At 60.6% G+C, this 16,734-nt stretch carries 10 protein-coding genes; 4 read left to right on the top strand and 6 right to left on the bottom strand.

Annotated features, from left to right (window positions below; all coding sequences use genetic code 11):
• Nucleotides 1-41: 41 nt before the first annotated feature.
• The 6 genes from WBG04_RS05335 to WBG04_RS05360 all read right to left on the bottom strand — a co-directional run bounded on the left by WBG04_RS05335 (nucleotide 42) and on the right by WBG04_RS05360 (nucleotide 6,348).
• Nucleotides 42-746: an energy transducer TonB gene (locus WBG04_RS05335; protein ID WP_424313343.1), complete on the bottom strand. Its 705-nt coding sequence runs from the start codon at nucleotides 744-746 to the stop codon at nucleotides 42-44.
• Between the two features lie 97 nt (nucleotides 747-843).
• Nucleotides 844-1,248 (bottom strand): ExbD/TolR family protein, encoded by a 405-nt coding sequence (locus WBG04_RS05340; RefSeq protein ID WP_424313344.1) that lies wholly within the window; start codon nucleotides 1,246-1,248, stop codon nucleotides 844-846.
• A complete protein-coding gene (locus WBG04_RS05345; protein ID WP_424313345.1) occupies nucleotides 1,245-1,796 on the bottom strand; it encodes a MotA/TolQ/ExbB proton channel family protein in 552 nt (183 codons plus the stop codon). Before WBG04_RS05345 ends, WBG04_RS05340 begins: the two co-directional genes overlap by 4 nt.
• Nucleotides 1,793-3,214 carry a MotA/TolQ/ExbB proton channel family protein gene (locus WBG04_RS05350; RefSeq protein WP_424313346.1) on the bottom strand — a complete coding sequence of 474 codons (1,422 nt, stop codon included), beginning with the start codon at nucleotides 3,212-3,214 and terminating at the stop codon, nucleotides 1,793-1,795. Before WBG04_RS05350 ends, WBG04_RS05345 begins: the two co-directional genes overlap by 4 nt.
• Before the next feature lie 17 nt (nucleotides 3,215-3,231).
• Nucleotides 3,232-3,981, bottom strand: coding sequence for a DUF3450 family protein (locus WBG04_RS05355; protein ID WP_424313347.1), 750 nt, complete (start codon nucleotides 3,979-3,981; stop codon nucleotides 3,232-3,234).
• Nucleotides 3,982-4,080: 99 nt separating this feature from the next.
• Nucleotides 4,081-6,348: a TonB-dependent receptor family protein gene (locus tag WBG04_RS05360; RefSeq protein ID WP_424313348.1), complete on the bottom strand. Its 2,268-nt coding sequence runs from the start codon at nucleotides 6,346-6,348 to the stop codon at nucleotides 4,081-4,083.
• 291 nt (nucleotides 6,349-6,639) lie between these two features.
• Here WBG04_RS05360 and WBG04_RS05365 point away from each other — a divergent pair, with 291 nt between their 5' ends.
• The 4 genes from WBG04_RS05365 to WBG04_RS05380 all read left to right on the top strand — a co-directional run bounded on the left by WBG04_RS05365 (nucleotide 6,640) and on the right by WBG04_RS05380 (nucleotide 16,602).
• Nucleotides 6,640-7,032 (top strand): hypothetical protein, encoded by a 393-nt coding sequence (locus WBG04_RS05365; RefSeq protein ID WP_424313349.1) that lies wholly within the window; start codon nucleotides 6,640-6,642, stop codon nucleotides 7,030-7,032.
• 120 nt (nucleotides 7,033-7,152) lie between these two features.
• Complete coding sequence (locus WBG04_RS05370) at nucleotides 7,153-13,005, top strand: alpha-2-macroglobulin family protein (RefSeq protein WP_424313350.1); 5,853 nt, start codon at nucleotides 7,153-7,155, stop codon at nucleotides 13,003-13,005.
• Between the two features lie 92 nt (nucleotides 13,006-13,097).
• Nucleotides 13,098-15,449 carry a penicillin-binding protein 1C gene (gene pbpC / locus WBG04_RS05375; RefSeq protein WP_424313351.1) on the top strand — a complete coding sequence of 784 codons (2,352 nt, stop codon included), beginning with the start codon at nucleotides 13,098-13,100 and terminating at the stop codon, nucleotides 15,447-15,449.
• Nucleotides 15,450-15,525: 76 nt separating this feature from the next.
• The gene (locus WBG04_RS05380) at nucleotides 15,526-16,602 is read left to right on the top strand and encodes an alpha/beta hydrolase fold domain-containing protein (RefSeq protein WP_424313352.1); all 1,077 of its coding nucleotides are present in this window, start codon (nucleotides 15,526-15,528) and stop codon (nucleotides 16,600-16,602) included.
• The last annotated feature ends 132 nt before the right edge of the window (nucleotides 16,603-16,734 follow it).

Below are 16,734 nucleotides of genomic sequence, written 5' to 3' on the forward strand. Positions count from 1 at the left end.
GATGATTCCTTGCTGGATATTGGATATTCATTCCTTCCCGATCACTTTCTAATCGTTATCGGCCATCGCATCACCGCCTTCACCCGTTGCCCACCTCGAGTCGGAGGCGTAAACCGCGCCGATGCCGCCACTCGCCGGGCCGGCGCTACCAATTCGGAATGCGACGAACTCACCACCCGCCGGATACTCACCGCACCGCTCGTGCTCAATTCCACTTCGAAAGTCACCGTTCCGCTCGTCACGCCTTGGCGAGCAAGCGAACTCGGAAAAGCGGCCGAGCCATGTCGCAACAGGCGCGGTTTCCCGTCCAGTTCACTGATCCCATAATATGATTTCGCTACCGGCGCGGGTGGAGGACGCATTGACGCCGGCCTCGAAGCAGGCTGGGGCGATGCCTTCGGTGGTGCCTTTCGAACCACCGGCTGGGGCAATGGCGCAGGTTCCACATCCGTGAAAAACGGATCGACCGGTAGCTCGAGATTCATCGGCATCTCCGCCTTGGGCACCGGAACCCGCGTCGGATCAGGCAACTCGTTCACTTCCGTCAGGGAAGGCGGCGGCGGTGGCGCATCCGGTGGCGGTTCCTCGGGAGGTGGCGGAGGTGGTTCCGGCAACGCCGCAATCTCAACCTCGCGAATCTCCAATTCGTTGACCCTGCCACCCGGAACCAGCAAGCGCGTCAAACCAAGCAGCGCGAGCAACATGCCCGCGACCACAATTCCCACGACTGCGCTTGGAAGCTTCATATCACAGTGGCATGACCGTCCCGGTCATGAACGCAGGACCATCTCCAACCAAAATGGTTCCAAATGGCTCAAGGGTTTCTATCATCGCAAACAAGTATCATTTCTCCGTCGCCAAACTCACCGAGACCGCACCCGCCAGCTTCGCTGCATCAATCACTCTCACCGTTGACTCGGTTGCTGCGGATGCATCCGCCCGCACCACCACCGGAATCTCGGGATCCTCTTCCAACAAGGTCGAAACCACCGCCCTCACTCCATCCATTCCAATCTCCCGCCCTCCGTGCCAGACACGTCCTTCATCGGTCACCGCAATCAGGATCGCCTGCTTCTGCAAGTCCTCCGAACTCGCCGCCCGCGGCTTCGAAATCTCCACCCCGGTCTCCTTCACAAAGACCGTCGTCACGATGAAGAAGATCAGCAGCAGGAACACCACATCGATCAACGGTGAAATGTCCACCGTCGTCACGGCCTGATCCGTGGTGCTGTGTCGGAACCTCCTCACGCCGCTCCCCCCTTCAGTTCTTCATGCAACTGACGCTGCAGCTCCAGATGCGTCGACTCACTCTGGCGCTTCAACAGCGCAAAAAGAAAGGCTGCGGGCACTGCAATCACCAAGCCCGCCTGGGTCGTCACCAGCGCTTTCGAAATCCCGCCCGAAATCACATCGATGGGTTCGGCTCCCGCACCCGACGCCATTCCACCAAAAGTCACCAGCATGCCCGCCACGGTTCCCAGCAAGCCCAGCAAGGGTGCCGCCGCGATCAACACGCCCAGAAACGGAAGCCGCCGCTCGACCCACGCCATTTCATCCAGCTCAAAGGTCGCGAAGCTCCGCTCGATCTCGCGATGGTCCCGGATCCCCTGCTCCCATGGCATGGCACCCGCCACCTTCGTCCGCTTCTTCCACTCGCCGGCAGACACCCGCGCGCGGGTTCGCCGCCCATGACGCCACACTCCGTAAACCAAAGAGTAGATCATCACCGCCAGCAGCAACAGCGCCCACAAAGTAAGTCCGCCTTCGGCCAGGGTCTTGAGGATGGCATTCTTCATTTCGACCTCAGGGAGTTGACAAAGGAAAGCCCCAACCGCTCGGTCGTCTGGACGATCCCCTGGCTGCGACGCGCAAGGAAGGCATGAAGAATCAGCGCAGGAATGGCCACGACCAGGCCGAACAAGGTCGTCACCAGAGCTTCGGAAATCCCTCCCGCCAGCGGCTTGGGATCACCCGAACCGAACAAGGTGATCAGGTTGAAGGTCCGGATCATGCCCGACACCGTTCCCAGCAAACCCAATAGCGGAGCCGTCGCCGCCGTCACCGCAATCACCGGCAGCAGCGACCCTGCCTTCTGCTGCACACCCATCAGTTGCTCGTAAAGCGTCTCTTCTACGACATCCGCCGTATTTTCCGCGGATTCCACCAGCTTCTTCATCACTGCTGCGACCGGATGCTTCGCCTGACCAGCCACTTCCAGCGCCCTGTCACGATCATTCACCCGCAAGGCCGCAAGAATCGCCGACACCCAGGCCTCACCTGGTTCGCGATAACCCGCAAAGCGCGCCAGCTTGATCAGACCAAAGACCAGACTCAGCAAGGCCAGACCCATGATTGGCCAGACCCACAGGCCGCCCTTGCGGACCAAATCCAGCAGACCACCATCAATCTCCTCAAGCGCCCGTGCCTTGCCACCGGTCACATCCACTCCGAGCAGCGCCTCGTTCCCTGCCATCACACTGCGAATCGCGTCGGCATTTCCATCGATCACCTTTGGCAGCGATCCCCCCTTCTCCCAAACCACCGGCCCGGCGGCAGCCGCACCTGCAAACCAAACCTGCGGACCAACTGCCACGAACTCCCCTTCCACCACCTCACCGCTCGCCACGGCCGCCTTGCCCGGAGCTTTCGAACCACCAATGAGCCTCTCAAGCCGGTCCAGGGAGGCATCCACCACCGCCAACCGCTCTTCGAGCGCATTCGAAGGGTCATCGGCTTCGCCTGCAATGATACTCTCATCGACCACAAGCGCCGGCTCACCCGGACCCGACACCGTCTGGATCTTCAACGCCTGATCCTTCAGCAGGCCGGCCAAATAAGCCGCATCCTGACGCCTTACCTGGCGATCCCGTTCCAACTCGCGCATCGCCATCTCGCGATCTTCCCGACTCATCCGCGCGATCCGCACCAGCCGACGCTTCTCCCGCAATTCCAGCCCGACTTCCTCGAATTCCTTCGCCAACTCCGGCTTCTCCGAGGCGATCATCTCGCGCGTCTCGTCCAGCTGGGAAAGGGAAGCCTCCAGATCCGTCTTCGCCTTCTCCAACGCATCCGGCACCGATGTCTCCGCCGACACCAAACCCAGAAACGCGAGCGCCAGCATACTCTGGACTGCGGTGGCGGAACGAGCCACGAGCGCCGACACCGCCTTCCGAGCCACACCCAGACCCACTCCAGCCAAGAGAGCGCCACCCATCTTCCATCCACCACTTGTCACCGTGCCACCTCCTTGATTCCAACAGGCAGCTCCACCACTTCCGGCGGCCGCTTCTTATCGAGCTCATCCAGCGCCTTTACCACTTCACCATTCAGCTCCGGCTTCGAAAGCCAAATCCAGCCTTCCTCATCCGGCTGACCCACTCCCGCGTTCCCACTACGATCCGCGTAGTAGGCGCGGGCCAGACCCAGATAGATCACCTCCACCTCGCGCCCGTCCCGCTCTTCCTTCGTTCTCGTGATCCTCCGATTGAATTGCTCCGCCTTCGTCACCATCCCCAAAATCGCCTGCAAGCCATCCCGTGCTTCATCACCCGCCTCCCACGACTCCAAAGAAACCCTCTCCACCTCCGACTCCATCGCCAGCGGCTTCGGGAAAAATTTCGCCAGCGCCAGCGTCCGGTCCTTGTTCTTCAACACCGTCTCACTCGCCGCCCGACGCGCCGACTTCAGCCGTTCCAGCTCCTCCTCAGCTTCGCGCTTCTTCTCGTCATAACCACCTGCCGAAGTCCCCGACTTCTCCAACTCCTCCCCCAACAGCTCCAACTCCCGGCGATGCAACTTCAACAACTCCGCCATCTCCGCCTTGCGCCCCGCCCACTCATTCTTCTCCATCGATGCCAGCGCCTTCACTTCGACCATCTTCGAGATGGTTTCGCGCAACTCGACCACCTGGGCATCGACATCAGGCTCCTGACCCGCCAACGGCAGGATCAGGGACGAGCAGAGCAGAAGCAGCGTGCGCATGGCGGGATTCCTAGGGCTTGGATCGATTTCCGGCAACAGCGAAGCCGGAAGCGCCGCTTTCGGGACACCACCGGCCTGCCTGATGCACAAACAAATACCTTAAAATGCCGCCTCCACACCGGCAAACCAGGTCCGGGGCAGGTTCGTCCGCGGACCTTCCGGCAAACGGGTCGTGATCCCTCGCTCGTCGAAGAGGTTGTGCAATCCCCCGATCAGCTTCACCTGCTCGTTGACATTGTAGTGGGCGCTCAAGTCGAAGATCAGCAGCGCATCAATCTTCCCCTGACGGGCCGTCGTGACCGGCACCGGCGAATTCAAGGCCGTGCCATAGGTGCTGCTGGTGAAGTAGCCATCAAGATTCACGCCCCACGTCTCAGTCGTGTAGCCGATCCCTGCCGCCAGTTTCCACTCGGGAATGTAGGGAATGTTCGCCCCCGGCTGACCACCCGCATAAATATTGTCTGCTCCTCCGGCGACCAGCCCGGACTCAAGCTCGGCGCTCGTCCACGTCGCACTGACATACATCGGCAACTGAAAGCTGTATCCCCGGTCAAAGGTCGGATCGTAATTGATTGCCGTTTCGAGGCCCCAGACCTCGGCGGCACCCGCGTTGGCATTCACCCCGTTACCCAATCCCGCATCGACTCCAATCAGGTTCTCGAAGTCGGTGAAGAAGGCCGCCGTGTCCACGATCAACCCACTGTTGCGATACCGCCAGCCAAGCTCGTAACCGATACTCTCTTCAATATCCACACCCCCATTGATATAGGAATCGGGACCCGGCAGCGAGTAGCCGCGATATATGCCACCATACATCGCATTGCAGTCATCGAACTCATAATTGAATCCCAAACCACCGCCCCAGACACCAAGATCGTCACTCGTCCGGATACCCGTCCCATTGAAATTTGTCGAATCATAGGCCACGTGCTCGTAGCGAACTCCCGGACGGAACGTCCATGCTCCAATCTTGATCACATCTTCAAGATAGAAGGAAGCCGCCGCCGCTTCTTCCAGACGATTGCTTTCCTCACCGAGAATTCCGTTGCGGAAATTGCTGTACGTCCCGTTGCCATTGGCATTGAGGACATCGACCCACTGCTCGCGGAAGACCCGGTCATAGTGCAGGCGGAAACCGCCGACCAATTCATGAGCAACGTTGCCGGTCTCAAAAAGATAGGTCGCCTGATTCTGCCATCCAAAGGCATTGTAGTAACGCGCATTGGCCTTCACGCCGATCGACCCCGGTGCCAGCCCCTTCAGCACATCGGTAAGTGCAGGGTTCAGAAGGGCGGCATTCAGGCTCGTCCGCCCCGTCCCGATCCGCCCACGACCATCAATCGCTGGGCTCTGGGTCGCGGAAACATGATCGAGCTTGTACCAATTCCGCTCGAACACATTCCAATACAGCGCTGACTCGACACTCAACTCATCACTCGGCTCAATGATATATTTGAAGTAGGTCCGGGTCTGTTCCGACTCCATCTTGTCGAACTGAGAAGCAGAATAGCGGGTATTCGGAAGGTTCCGCGCATCCGATTCGGTCAGACCAAGGTAGCCTTCGTCCGATTCGAAATCCGTGTAACCGAGCTTGAACTCGAAGCGCTGCTTCACCGGCCCATCCAGCTCCCAGAACATCTTCAGCATCGGCTCGTAGTACCTGAAACCACTGTCCTTGTTCAGCCCACCGAGATACTCCCGGAAGCCATCGCTCTGCTGCCCGTGAAGTTCCAACAAGTAGCCGAAGCGGCCGTTCTCCAATTCAATCGTGTCTCCGTAATAGGTCTGTGTGAAGAGAGTGTTGTCACTTCCAGCCGTCGTCCGCGTGTAGAAATTCGCGCCACCCAGTTCCGGCACCTCCGTCGAAATTAAGTTCAGCACCCCCCCCGTCGTCTGCGGGCCGTATCGAACCTGACTCGATCCTTTCAGCACTTCGATCGCCGACATCCGGCTGCTCTTCGGGAAATAGTAGGCTGCCGGCGCGGAATACGGAGCCGGGGCCGTCAAAATGCCATCCTCCATCACCGTCACCTTCTCGGTCCGGGTGCCATCGCCACCACGCAGCGAGATATTCGGGAAATTCCCGTAGCCATCCTCCTGACGCACATAAACGCCGGGCACTCGCGCCAGGATCTTGGCGATATCCGTGTAGCCCCGATCCCGGAACTCCGAAGATTCAATATACGCCGCCGAGCCCGCCAGATTCCATACCTCCTCGGTGCTGCCCACCACCGTCAGACCCTGCAATGTCTCCAAGGAAGCCAACGAGCCCTCCGGTTCCAGACTATTGAGCGCATCCTGCGCCCCGACATTCCCAGCCAGCACCACCATCCCGGCACAGACCGCCAACTCCCATCGCTTCGTCATTCGCATCATTCGGTATTCTTTTAAATCGTTATTGCGACGCAATCGCAACAGCGGCCTTCTGAGCCCCAACGCCTCCCTCGTCAACTCCCTTTTTTCTCCCCCCATCGCAAACCGACGCCCCCGTCCCCCAAAGAGCGGCGACTTCACTCGCTGAGCATCCTAGCGAACCACCAGCAGAAAACTCAAACCCCTCCACCTCAGCCAACCTCACCCTCGGGGATTACAAATCCCCGCTCCTTGCCTCACTTCCACCATTGCCACCACCCCGTCCCCTCAGCCATTTTAGGGCCAATGCCAAAGCGCCGTGCCATCTGCATATTCCTCGTAATCCTGCTGCTGTATCCCCTCAGCTATTTGGTCGTCTCAAAAGATGGCCTCTATCTCGTCGATTTGACCGCGACACTCGAGAAGCGGGCGACGACTCTATCAGAAACCAAAATCCAAGCTCTTCTCTATCACAACCCAGACGACGGCATCGTGATCAGAAAATGGAACCCTTTCCCTTCTCTTAAGAAACCCTCCCTCCTAAGCAGCACAGCCATTTTCTATTTTTACTACCCCATGATCCACCTCGACCGACACTTTTGGCATCGCAATAAGGAGATCACCCCAGAACCACGCCAATCCGAAGTCCCAGCCATGCCCTTCCCGGTGGCCCCACCTACCCACTCTGTCCATTCCTAGTATCCACACACTCCTCAAACCTTGGCGGACTTTGCGTCTTGGCGTTTCAAAATTGACCCAACTAAAAAACACATCCTTAGCCTCCGAGAACGTTATATCTAATTGGAACCCGTCGTCGCCATGAAACATCTCCTCTTCCTCCTCGCCCTCATCTCCCCCGCCCTCGCCGATCCTCGCCTGCACGTCCCCAACAAGGCCATCACCCCCGGCGTCGAAATCGAACTTGTCCTCGATCAAGCCGCCTGCCCCGACGATCGCATCGGCAAGGTCGCCGCCACCCCGTGGCTTGAAATCAAACCCGCATGGCCGGGCAAAACCCTTTGGAAGGAAGCTAATGTGCTCCGTTTCGTGCCCACCGCTCCTCCCGCGATCGGCACGGCTTATACCTTCTCCCTTGTCGGAGAACACATCTACCTCGACGGCTCCAAGGTCCCTAATACCAATCTCGGCACTTACTCGACCCCCTCATTCCAAATCGAATACGCGACGATGCTCGAGCGCTACTCGAACGATTGGTCGCCCCGCAACGCCACCTGGTTCCTGCGCTTCAACGATGAAGTCGAGCCCTCCAAAGCCGCCCCCTTCCTCGTCTTCGAAAGCAAGGAAGGCAAACGCGTCGCCGCCCGCACCACCCGGGCCACCATGGCCCGCGTCAAGCACGCCGGCTACAACCGGAAAAGCTTCTCCCAACTCTTCTCGGAATCCATCGCAGGCGCAAGCAGTGAACCCGACCTCTCCCCCAATGCCGAAATCCCCAATGGCCTGATCATTGAACCCTCATCCCCCCTCCCGATCGGCAAGGAATGGCGCCTCGCCATCCTTTCCGGCCTCCCGGGAAAATCCTCGAAATACAGCACCGACACCGTCCGCCACATCGGCGACATCAGTCCTTTCGCCCTCCAGAAATCCATCGCCCGCGTCACCCCCGACAACCCACGACGCATCATCCTCGACTTCTCCGCCAAGCTACCGGCCGAAATCGAACCCTCCATGATCACCCTCAGCCCGGAAGTCTCCGACCTCCGCATCGAGACCCGCAACGACGAACTCCACCTGATCGGTGACTTCTCATCCGATGACCAATGGAACGTCGCGATTGATGGCCGCCTCGCCTCTCACGATGGCCGCGCGCTTGGCAAGTCCATCTCCCAGAAACTTGTCTTCGAGCACCTCAAACCCCAACTCGGCCTCCCAAGTCAGGACGAAACCCAACTCGCCACCGGCTCCCGTCGCTACCGGCTTTCCACGGTCAATCTCGACAAGCTCAAGGTCCGCGTCAAAAAACTCAGCGGCCGCCAGCTCATCCGTGCCCAGCAAGGCTACCGCTACTACACCGGCCGTGGCCCGGACAGCGAATCAATCGAACCCACCCGACTCATTCCCTATGAAATGATGGGCGGCAAGACCATCGCCGAATTCGATGTCCCGCTCGACAACGCCATCGACACCTCCCGCCTCGTCATCCTCGATTGGAACAAGATCCTCGCCGGCGAAAAGACTCCTTTCGAAATCGGAGAACCCACCGACGAGCAGTGGCATGACCGTCCCGGTCATGAACCCCAGAACGCCGCCGCCTTCTTCCTCGAAGTCATCGGCACTCCAAAAGATGGAACCGAAGCCAGGAAGTCTCCCTCAGGCCAAGCCCTCATCCAGCTCACCGACATCGGCATGGCCTGGAAAATCACCGACACCCAATCGCAAGTCTACGCCTTCTCCTGTCTAACAGGTCAGCCCTTGCCCAAGGTCAAAATCGAAACCTTCGGCGAAGACGCCGAACCGCTCGACCAATTCATCACCGACGCCAACGGCCTCGCCACCCTGCCACGCAATGAATCCATCCGGCATCTCCGTGCCTCGCTCGGACGCGACCAATTCACCGCGCCCTACGACTCCGCCATGCCCACCGTGGGCCTGTGGCGATTCCCGGTTCGCTACTCATGGGACGAACCCCCACTTGCCACCCGCCGCGTCTTCCTTTTCACCGACCGCTCCCTTTATCGCCCGCAGGAAACCGTCCACCTCAAAGGCATCATCCGCCAACAAAACGGCAACACCATCGAAGCCGCCGGCCCCGCCAAACCCAAGCTCACCATCACCAACCCCACCGGCCGCGAAATCCTCAGCCGCGACCTCGAAGTCTCCGCCAACGGCTCCATCGACGCCTCATTCCAACTCCCACCCGAAACCGTCGGCTACCACAGCATCTCCGTCACCTGGCCGGACGAACTCAAAGCCGCCGAAGCCATCGAAAGCTGGACCGCACGCAGCCAAGCCGTCCAAAACGCCCGCTTCCAACTCGGCCTGCGCGTCGAAGAATTCCGCCGCAATGCCTTCGAAATCAAACACGCTCTAACCGAACCCGCCCCCGGCGCATCGGAAGTCACCCTCGACCTCACCGCCACCTACTACCAGGGACAGCCCGTCGCCAAAGGCAAAGCCGCCACCTGGACCCGTGTCACCGAACAAAACTTCTACCCCGAACGCTACCGCGACTTCCTCTTCGGCGATCACCGCACGCCCGACTTCAACTACTGGTACCACTACTTCGGCTACCGCTGGGACGATGACCACGGCAACCGCAACAGCGACAGCCAAAGCGCCGAACTCGAACTCAGCGAAGACGGCACCACCCGCGTCACCGCCAACATCCCCGAAGCCGAATTCCCGATGGCCCGCGAAGTGACCATCCAAACGGAAGTCACCGATGCCAACAACCAGACCCTCACCAAAACCACCAACGCCACCGTCCACCCCGCCAGCGTTTACGTCGGCGTCAAACGCCTCGATCGCCTCGTCCGCGTCGGCGACAAGCTCCCGCTCGAAATCATCGCCGTCACCCCCGATGGCAAAAGCTTCGATGGCACCCTCGATCTAACAGCCAAGCTCTCGCGCGAAATCAACGAGCAAGTCCGCGTCCAAAACGAAAGCGGAGGCTCCGCCGTGCGCAACGAACCCCGCAAGGAAGACATCTCCACCACCCCGCTCAACATCGCCGAAAACGGCAGCACCGAGTTCCTCTTCGCCCCCACCAACTCCGGCCTCCACACCCTCGAAATCCGCGGCACCGACTCCGCAGACCACCCCTTCGCCACCGCCATGACCATCCACGTCTATGGCACCGACCAGTACCCCTGGGCCTACGAGGACAGCATGCGCATCAAGCTCGTCCCCGAGAAAAAACTCTATCAACCCGGCGACACCGCCCGCGTCCTCGTCCTTTCCCCGATCGAAGGCACCGCCCTCATCACCGTCGAACGTGAAGACGTCAGCAAATCCTTCCTCGTCGAACTGAAAGCCACCGATCCCGTCATTGAGATCCCCGTCACCGACCTCGAAGCCCCCAACTGCTACGTCTCCGTCCTCGTCATCAAAGGCGCCCAGGATTCCCTCCGCAAACACAAGGAACCCCAACTCCGCCTCGGCTACTGCGAACTCACCGTCGAAAACCAACGCGACCGCCTCGCCGTCACCCTTAATCCAATCACCACCGGCGAAGCCGCTGACTCATCACTGATCACTGATCACTCGGCACTTGGCACTCCGAGCGCCAGCGAGGTCCTCCCCGGCTCCGAAATCACCATCACCGGCCAAGTCCTCCTCTCGAACAAACAACCCGCCACCGGTGCCGAAGTCACCCTCTACGCCGAAGACGAAGGCACTCTCGCCGTCGTCGGCTACGAAACCCCGGACCCCATGGCCCACTTCTACGACCCGCGCCTCCTGCGTGTCCAATGCGGCACCTCCCTCGGCAATTTCATCCCCGAAGCCCCCGACGAACAGACCTTCTACAACAAAGGCTTCTTCATCGGCGGAGGCGACGGCGACTTCGGTCCGCCCCTCGACATGCCGCGCCGCGACTTCAACCCCTGTGCCTTCTGGAAGCCCTCTCTAACAACCGACGCCACCGGCAAGTTCAGCGCCACGGTCAAACTCCCCGACACCCTCACCCGCTACCGCCTGATCGCCGTCGCCCATCATCAGGCATCTCGTTTCGGCCACGCCGAAAGCGAGTTCACCGTCGCCAAGCCCCTCATGGTCGAACCGCAAACCCCTCGCTTCGCCCACGAGACCGACACCATCAACACCCAAGCCAAAATCACCAACGCCTCCGACTACGAAGGCACCTGGCTCGTAACCTTCACCCCGAACCCACCCGCCTCCGATCCCATCGCAAAGTCCGCCCCAGAACAGGGGAGCGTGGGCGTCCCGCCCACATCTTCCACCCTCGAAGAACAAATCACCCTAGCCCCCGGTAAATCCAAAACCGTCAGCTTCCCCGTCACCTTCACCAACACCGGCGAAGCCATCTTCAAATGGGAAGCCACCCCCGTCTCCCTCACCACCGGCAATCTAACACCTGCCCTCACCCGGCGCCTCTCCGACTCCGTCGAAAACCACTTCCAAGTCGAATACCCCGTCCCCCTCCAGCGCCAGACCAAACTCATCCGCCACACCAAGGAATCCGGCAACGTCAACCTCCTCAAAGACCTCGACCCCAAACTCCTTGAAGGCCGCGGCCACCTCGACATCGAGATCTCCCGCTCGCTCCTCCTCGAAGCCGGAGGCGCCATCGATCACCTCCTCCACTACCCCTACGGCTGCGTCGAACAAACCACCTCCTCCCTCATTCCCTGGCTTGCTGTCGAGCAACTCCGCGCCGTTTCCCCCAGCCTTGCCAAACACAGCGAAGCCGAGGTCAAAAAGGCCATCCAAGCCGGCATCGACCGCCTGCTCTCGATGCAGCAACGCGACGGCGGCTTCTCCTACTGGCCCGGCAACCAGGATTCCCTCTCGTGGGCCAGCAGCTACGCCGGTCTCGGCCTGATCCTCGCCTCCGAACAAGGCGATGTCCCACCCGCTGCTCTCTCATCCCTCACCAACTACCTCATCGAGGACCTTCGCAACGTCGGCAAAGCCGACAACAGCTACGACTACGAAATCGCCACACGCCACCTCTGGATTCTCGCCATCGCAGGAAAAGCCCAGGACTCCTATGTCAACCTGCTCAAGGACCGCCTCCCTCAACTCAACTCCCGCGCCCGCAGCCTCCTCGCCCTCGCGGAAAACGCCGCCGGCCACCAGGAAGCCGCCATCGCCATCCTCCGCGACCCATCCCCCTTCACCGGCAAGGACCACTCCTGGATGCGTTGGCAACCTGACCACGCTTACCGCCTCCTCGCGTGGTCTTCCGTCGACCCCTCCTCCGACGAAGCCACCACCGCCATCGACAAACTCCTCCGCGACCGCAACCCCTACGGCCACTGGAACACCACCTGGACCAACGCCTGGTCGCTCGTCGCCCTCTCCGCTTATGCGAAAGCCGAGGAAAACCTCAGCCCCACCACCCTCGTGTTAAACGACGGCACCGAACCACTGGACTTGACCCTTGATTCAAGCTCCGCCGCCGCATCCAAGAGCTTCACCCTTACCCCGAATCTCAAACTAACAGCCACGGCCGACGGCCCCGCCTTCATCCGCATCAACCTCGCCGCCAAACCGAAAATCGCTCCGATGCAGCCCGTCGCCAAAAACGGCCTGCAAGTTACCCGTTTCTATGAGCGCGTGAACTCCGACGGCACCAGCGAGCCCCTCGACACCCCAAAAGTCGGCGACCTCATCCGCGTGAAACTCCGCGTCACCCTCCCCGACGACGACCTTCGTTACCTCGTCATTGAAGACATGCTCCCCTCGCTCTTCGAGACCGTGAACAACTCCTTCGAATCCCAATCCGCCAACATGAATGCCGGCGGCACCTCGGAGAACGAATGGTCCGTCTCCCACAGTGAACTCCGCGACGACCGCGCCCTCTTCTTCCTCGACCGTGCCTGGCGCAACGACACCAAGACCCTCACCTACCTCGCCCGAGTCACCCTAAGTGGCCAAGCCCTCGCCCCACCCGCCAAAGTCGAATCCATGTACGACCCCGAAAACCTCGCCCTCTCCGCCTCCCGCGAATTCAAGGTAGGGGAGTAATATGGAGAAGGAGTTTGCAACTCCTTTCGCAGAGCCCCAGCCTCCCCACTTTATACTTTTTACTTTCCACTCGGCACCGCGCCGAAGGCGCCATGAAACCCCACCACCGCAAAAAGCTCCTGCGCCTCCTCCTCGGAGCCACAGCACTGGCACTTGCCGTGTGGTACCTCCTCCCCCACGCCTTCCCCCTCCCCAATTCTCTAACAGAAACACCCCGGTCCCCCATCATCCTCGACCGCCACGGCGCACTTCTGCATCACCTCACCCTCCCTGACTTCACCCGCAGCCAACCCGTTCCGCTCACCGAAATCCCGTCCGACCTCATCGCCTGCACCCTCGCCGCCGAGGACAAACGCTTCCTCACCCACGGCGGCATCGACCTTCTTGCCACCGCCCGTGCCGCCAAAGACCGGCTCGCCAAAGGCCGCATCACTTCCGGCGCCTCCACCATCACCCAGCAACTCATCAAGATCAGCAGCCCCAAATCCCCGCGCACCCTCAAAACCAAACTCCGCGAAGCCCTCACCGCCCGTCACCTGGAAATGACGTGGACCAAAGACCAAATTCTCGAAGCCTACCTCAACCGCCTCGACTACGGCCACAACCGCCTTGGTCCCACCGAAGCCGCCCGCTACTATTTCCAAAAGCCCCTCACCGACCTCTCCCTCGCCGAGTGCGCCCTCCTCGCCGGCCTCCCCCAATCCCCCAGCCGCCTCAACCCCACGCGCCACCCCGACCGCGCCCTCACCCGCCGCACCACCGTCCTCACCCGTCTCGCCTCCAACGGTAAATACGACAAATCTCGTATTTCCACCGCAAAAGCCGAACCCCTGACCCTCCGCCCCCTCAAAAGAATAACAACAGCTCCTTGGCTCACTTCATTCCCTGACCTTCGACCTTCGACACCGGACCTTCAGACAACTCTGGACGCCCGCCTCCAACGCCAGCTCGAAACCATTGTCACCGAAGAGCTCGCTCCTCTTGCCGACAAGAACCTCCACCACGCCGCCGTTGTCGTCATCCACAACCCCACCGGCGAGATCCTCGCGCTCGTTTCCTCCGGCAACTGGAACGACCCGCGCGGCGGCCAGATCAACGGCGCCCTCGCCCCCCGCTCCCCCGGCTCCGCCCTCAAGCCCTTCACCTATCTCCTGTCGTTCGAGCAAGCCGGCCGCTTCCCCGGCTCCATCGTCGCCGACATCCCCACCCGTTTCCGCACCAGGGAGGGCCTCGACCTCCCCGAAAACTTCGACCGCCATTTCCGCGGCCCCGTGACCATCCGCCAAGCCCTCGCCTGCTCGCTGAACATCCCCGCCATGCGCGAACTCAACGATCTCGGCGGCCCCGAACCCCTCCACAGCTTCCTGCAACAACTCGGCATCACCACCCTCGACCCCGACCCCATCCCCTACGGCCTCGGCCTCACCCTTGGCAACGCACCGGTCAACCTTCTCGAACTCACCAACGCCTACGCCACCCTCGCCCGTGGCGGCGGATTCCATCCGCCAAGCCTATTCAAGCATCCATCATCCCCCATCCCCCATCGCTGCTTCAGCCAGGAATCCGCCTACCTCATCGCCGACATCCTCTCCGACCCTGCCGCCCGCGCCCCGGCCTTCAGCCGACACGGCCCCCTCGAGCTCCCCTTCCGCTGTGCGGCAAAAACCGGCACTTCCTCTGATTTCCGTGACAACTGGTGCCTCGGCTTCACCCCCGAGTTCACCGTCGGCGTCTGGGCCGGAAACTTCGACAACTCTCCCATGAAAGGCCTTTCAGGTGTCGCCGGTGCCGGACCGATCTTCCGCCGCACCATGATCGCCGCCCACCAGAACCACGAACCCACGTGGTTCAAGCAACCAGATTCCCTCGCCCAAATTCGCATCGATCCCCGCACCGGAAAATCCATAAAGCAGTGGCATGACCGTCCCGGTCATGAACCCAAGCGGCCCGAACACAAAAATGAAAGTGTTCCGCCAAAATTTGCCCGCCCATCCATGACCGAGACGGTCATGCCACGAACCTACACAACCCAGGAACTCTGCCCCAGCGACTCCCTCCCGCTCCCGGCTTCGAACACCGACTACTCCCCACAGGGGTTTGCACTACTAGATCAATCGTACTCGGAATGGCTCGACTCTTCCCACAACCAGCGCCGCGACGAATTCCTCCTCGCCCCGGATCAGCCTGCCATTTCTCCCCTGCGCATTCTCGCTCCACGGCCCGACGCGACCTACATCCTCGACCCCGAACTCCCCAACGGCGGACGCCTTCATCTCGCCACCAACCTCCCCGGTCTCGCCACATGGAAGTGCGACACCCTCACCTTGTCACCCAGTGACTCCGAGCCCATCGCCACCCTCACCCCCGGCATCCACACCCTCACCGCCACCGACCCTCGCAGCGGAGAGTCCATCTTGGTCACCCTCAAGGTAGAAAGCCGCTGACTTTTTAAGTATCGCCAACAAGGGCGGTGCTGCAAAATCACGCGACAAAATCCAGCTCCCGTTCTCTGTTCCTTTCATGCGCCCACTCCTCCTACTCTTTCTCGCCCCAGCCGCCTTCGCCCAAGCCAATCCCTTCGCCGACCTCGACACCAACAAGGACGGCAAACTCTCCACCGACGAACTCCCCAAGGAAGCCCGACCCTTCGTTTCCATGATCGATGGAAACTCCGACGGCTTCGTCACCCTCGAGGAATTCCAACAAGTTGCCGCCAATTTCATTGCGCCCCCACCCGCTCAGGCACCCGACGCTTCCGGTCTGAAAAATCTCAACTACGCCAGCAATGGTGATGCAAGACAGACCCTCGACGTCTACCTTCCGGAAAAGCCCTCCAACAAGAAGCTTCCTCTCGTCGTCTACATCCACGGCGGCGGCTGGATGTCGGGCAATAAGGAACAGGGAAAATCCATCGCCAAGCTCATCACTTCGACCGGGCAGTACGCGGCGGCCTCGATCAACTACCGCCTCACCCAGCAAGCCTTCTGGCCCGCACAAATCCACGATTGCAAAGCCGCCGTCCGCTATCTCCGCGCCAACGCCAAGAAGTTTGGCATCGATCCCGACCGGATCGCCGTCATGGGACACTCCGCCGGTGGTCACCTCGCTGCCATGCTCGGCACCACCGCCAATGCACCAGAACTCGAAGGTCAGGTCGGTTCCCACTTGAAGCAATCCAGCAAGGTCCGATGCATCGTTAATTTCTTCGGCCCCACCGACTTCGAAACCTTCTTCGGAAACGATGTCGACCTTACCCAACTCGGCCGCGACAACATGGTCGTCCGTCTGCTTGGAAAAAACTCGGACGAAATCCGCAGGAACATGCAACTCGCCTCCCCCATCCATTGGATCACGAAAGACGACGCGCCCTTCTTCACCGCCCACGGCACCGCCGACCCGCTCGTCCCCTTCACTCAAGCCGAGGAACTCAACGCCGCACTCACCCGCGCCGGAGTGGAAAGCCATCTCATCACCATGCAGGGAGCAGGTCACGGCTTCGCCAACGAAGAACTGAACCAACGCATCAGAACCTTCCTCGATCAGCACCTTCTCGGCATCCCAGCTGAGATCTCCAACAACCCCATCAAAGTCCGCTGAGTTCACATGGATAGAGGTAGGAACGGCGCATTGGTTTGCGCCGCTCCCCCCTCCGAACCGGACAGGCGGATCTCCCGCATCCGGCTCTCCAGTCAGTGGTTTGCTCCGTTACGGAGACTGGTGACTTCAGCA

The organism is Haloferula sp. (genome assembly GCF_049672945.1).
In the GTDB taxonomy this organism is placed as follows: Bacteria; Verrucomicrobiota; Verrucomicrobiia; order Verrucomicrobiales; family Akkermansiaceae; genus Haloferula.

Coding starts and splice junctions, on each gene's coding strand:
- WBG04_RS05335 (WP_424313343.1), bottom strand. CDS start 746: ATGAAGCTTCCAAGCGCAGTCGTGGGAATTGTGGTCGCGGGCATGTTG.
- WBG04_RS05345 (WP_424313345.1), bottom strand. CDS start 1,796: ATGAAGAATGCCATCCTCAAGACCCTGGCCGAAGGCGGACTTACTTTG.
- WBG04_RS05350 (WP_424313346.1), bottom strand. CDS start 3,214: ATGGGTGGCGCTCTCTTGGCTGGAGTGGGTCTGGGTGTGGCTCGGAAG.
- WBG04_RS05355 (WP_424313347.1), bottom strand. CDS start 3,981: ATGCGCACGCTGCTTCTGCTCTGCTCGTCCCTGATCCTGCCGTTGGCG.
- WBG04_RS05360 (WP_424313348.1), bottom strand. CDS start 6,348: ATGACGAAGCGATGGGAGTTGGCGGTCTGTGCCGGGATGGTGGTGCTG.
- WBG04_RS05365 (WP_424313349.1), top strand. CDS start 6,640: ATGCCAAAGCGCCGTGCCATCTGCATATTCCTCGTAATCCTGCTGCTG.
- WBG04_RS05370 (WP_424313350.1), top strand. CDS start 7,153: ATGAAACATCTCCTCTTCCTCCTCGCCCTCATCTCCCCCGCCCTCGCC.
- pbpC (WP_424313351.1), top strand. CDS start 13,098: ATGAAACCCCACCACCGCAAAAAGCTCCTGCGCCTCCTCCTCGGAGCC.
- WBG04_RS05380 (WP_424313352.1), top strand. CDS start 15,526: ATGCGCCCACTCCTCCTACTCTTTCTCGCCCCAGCCGCCTTCGCCCAA.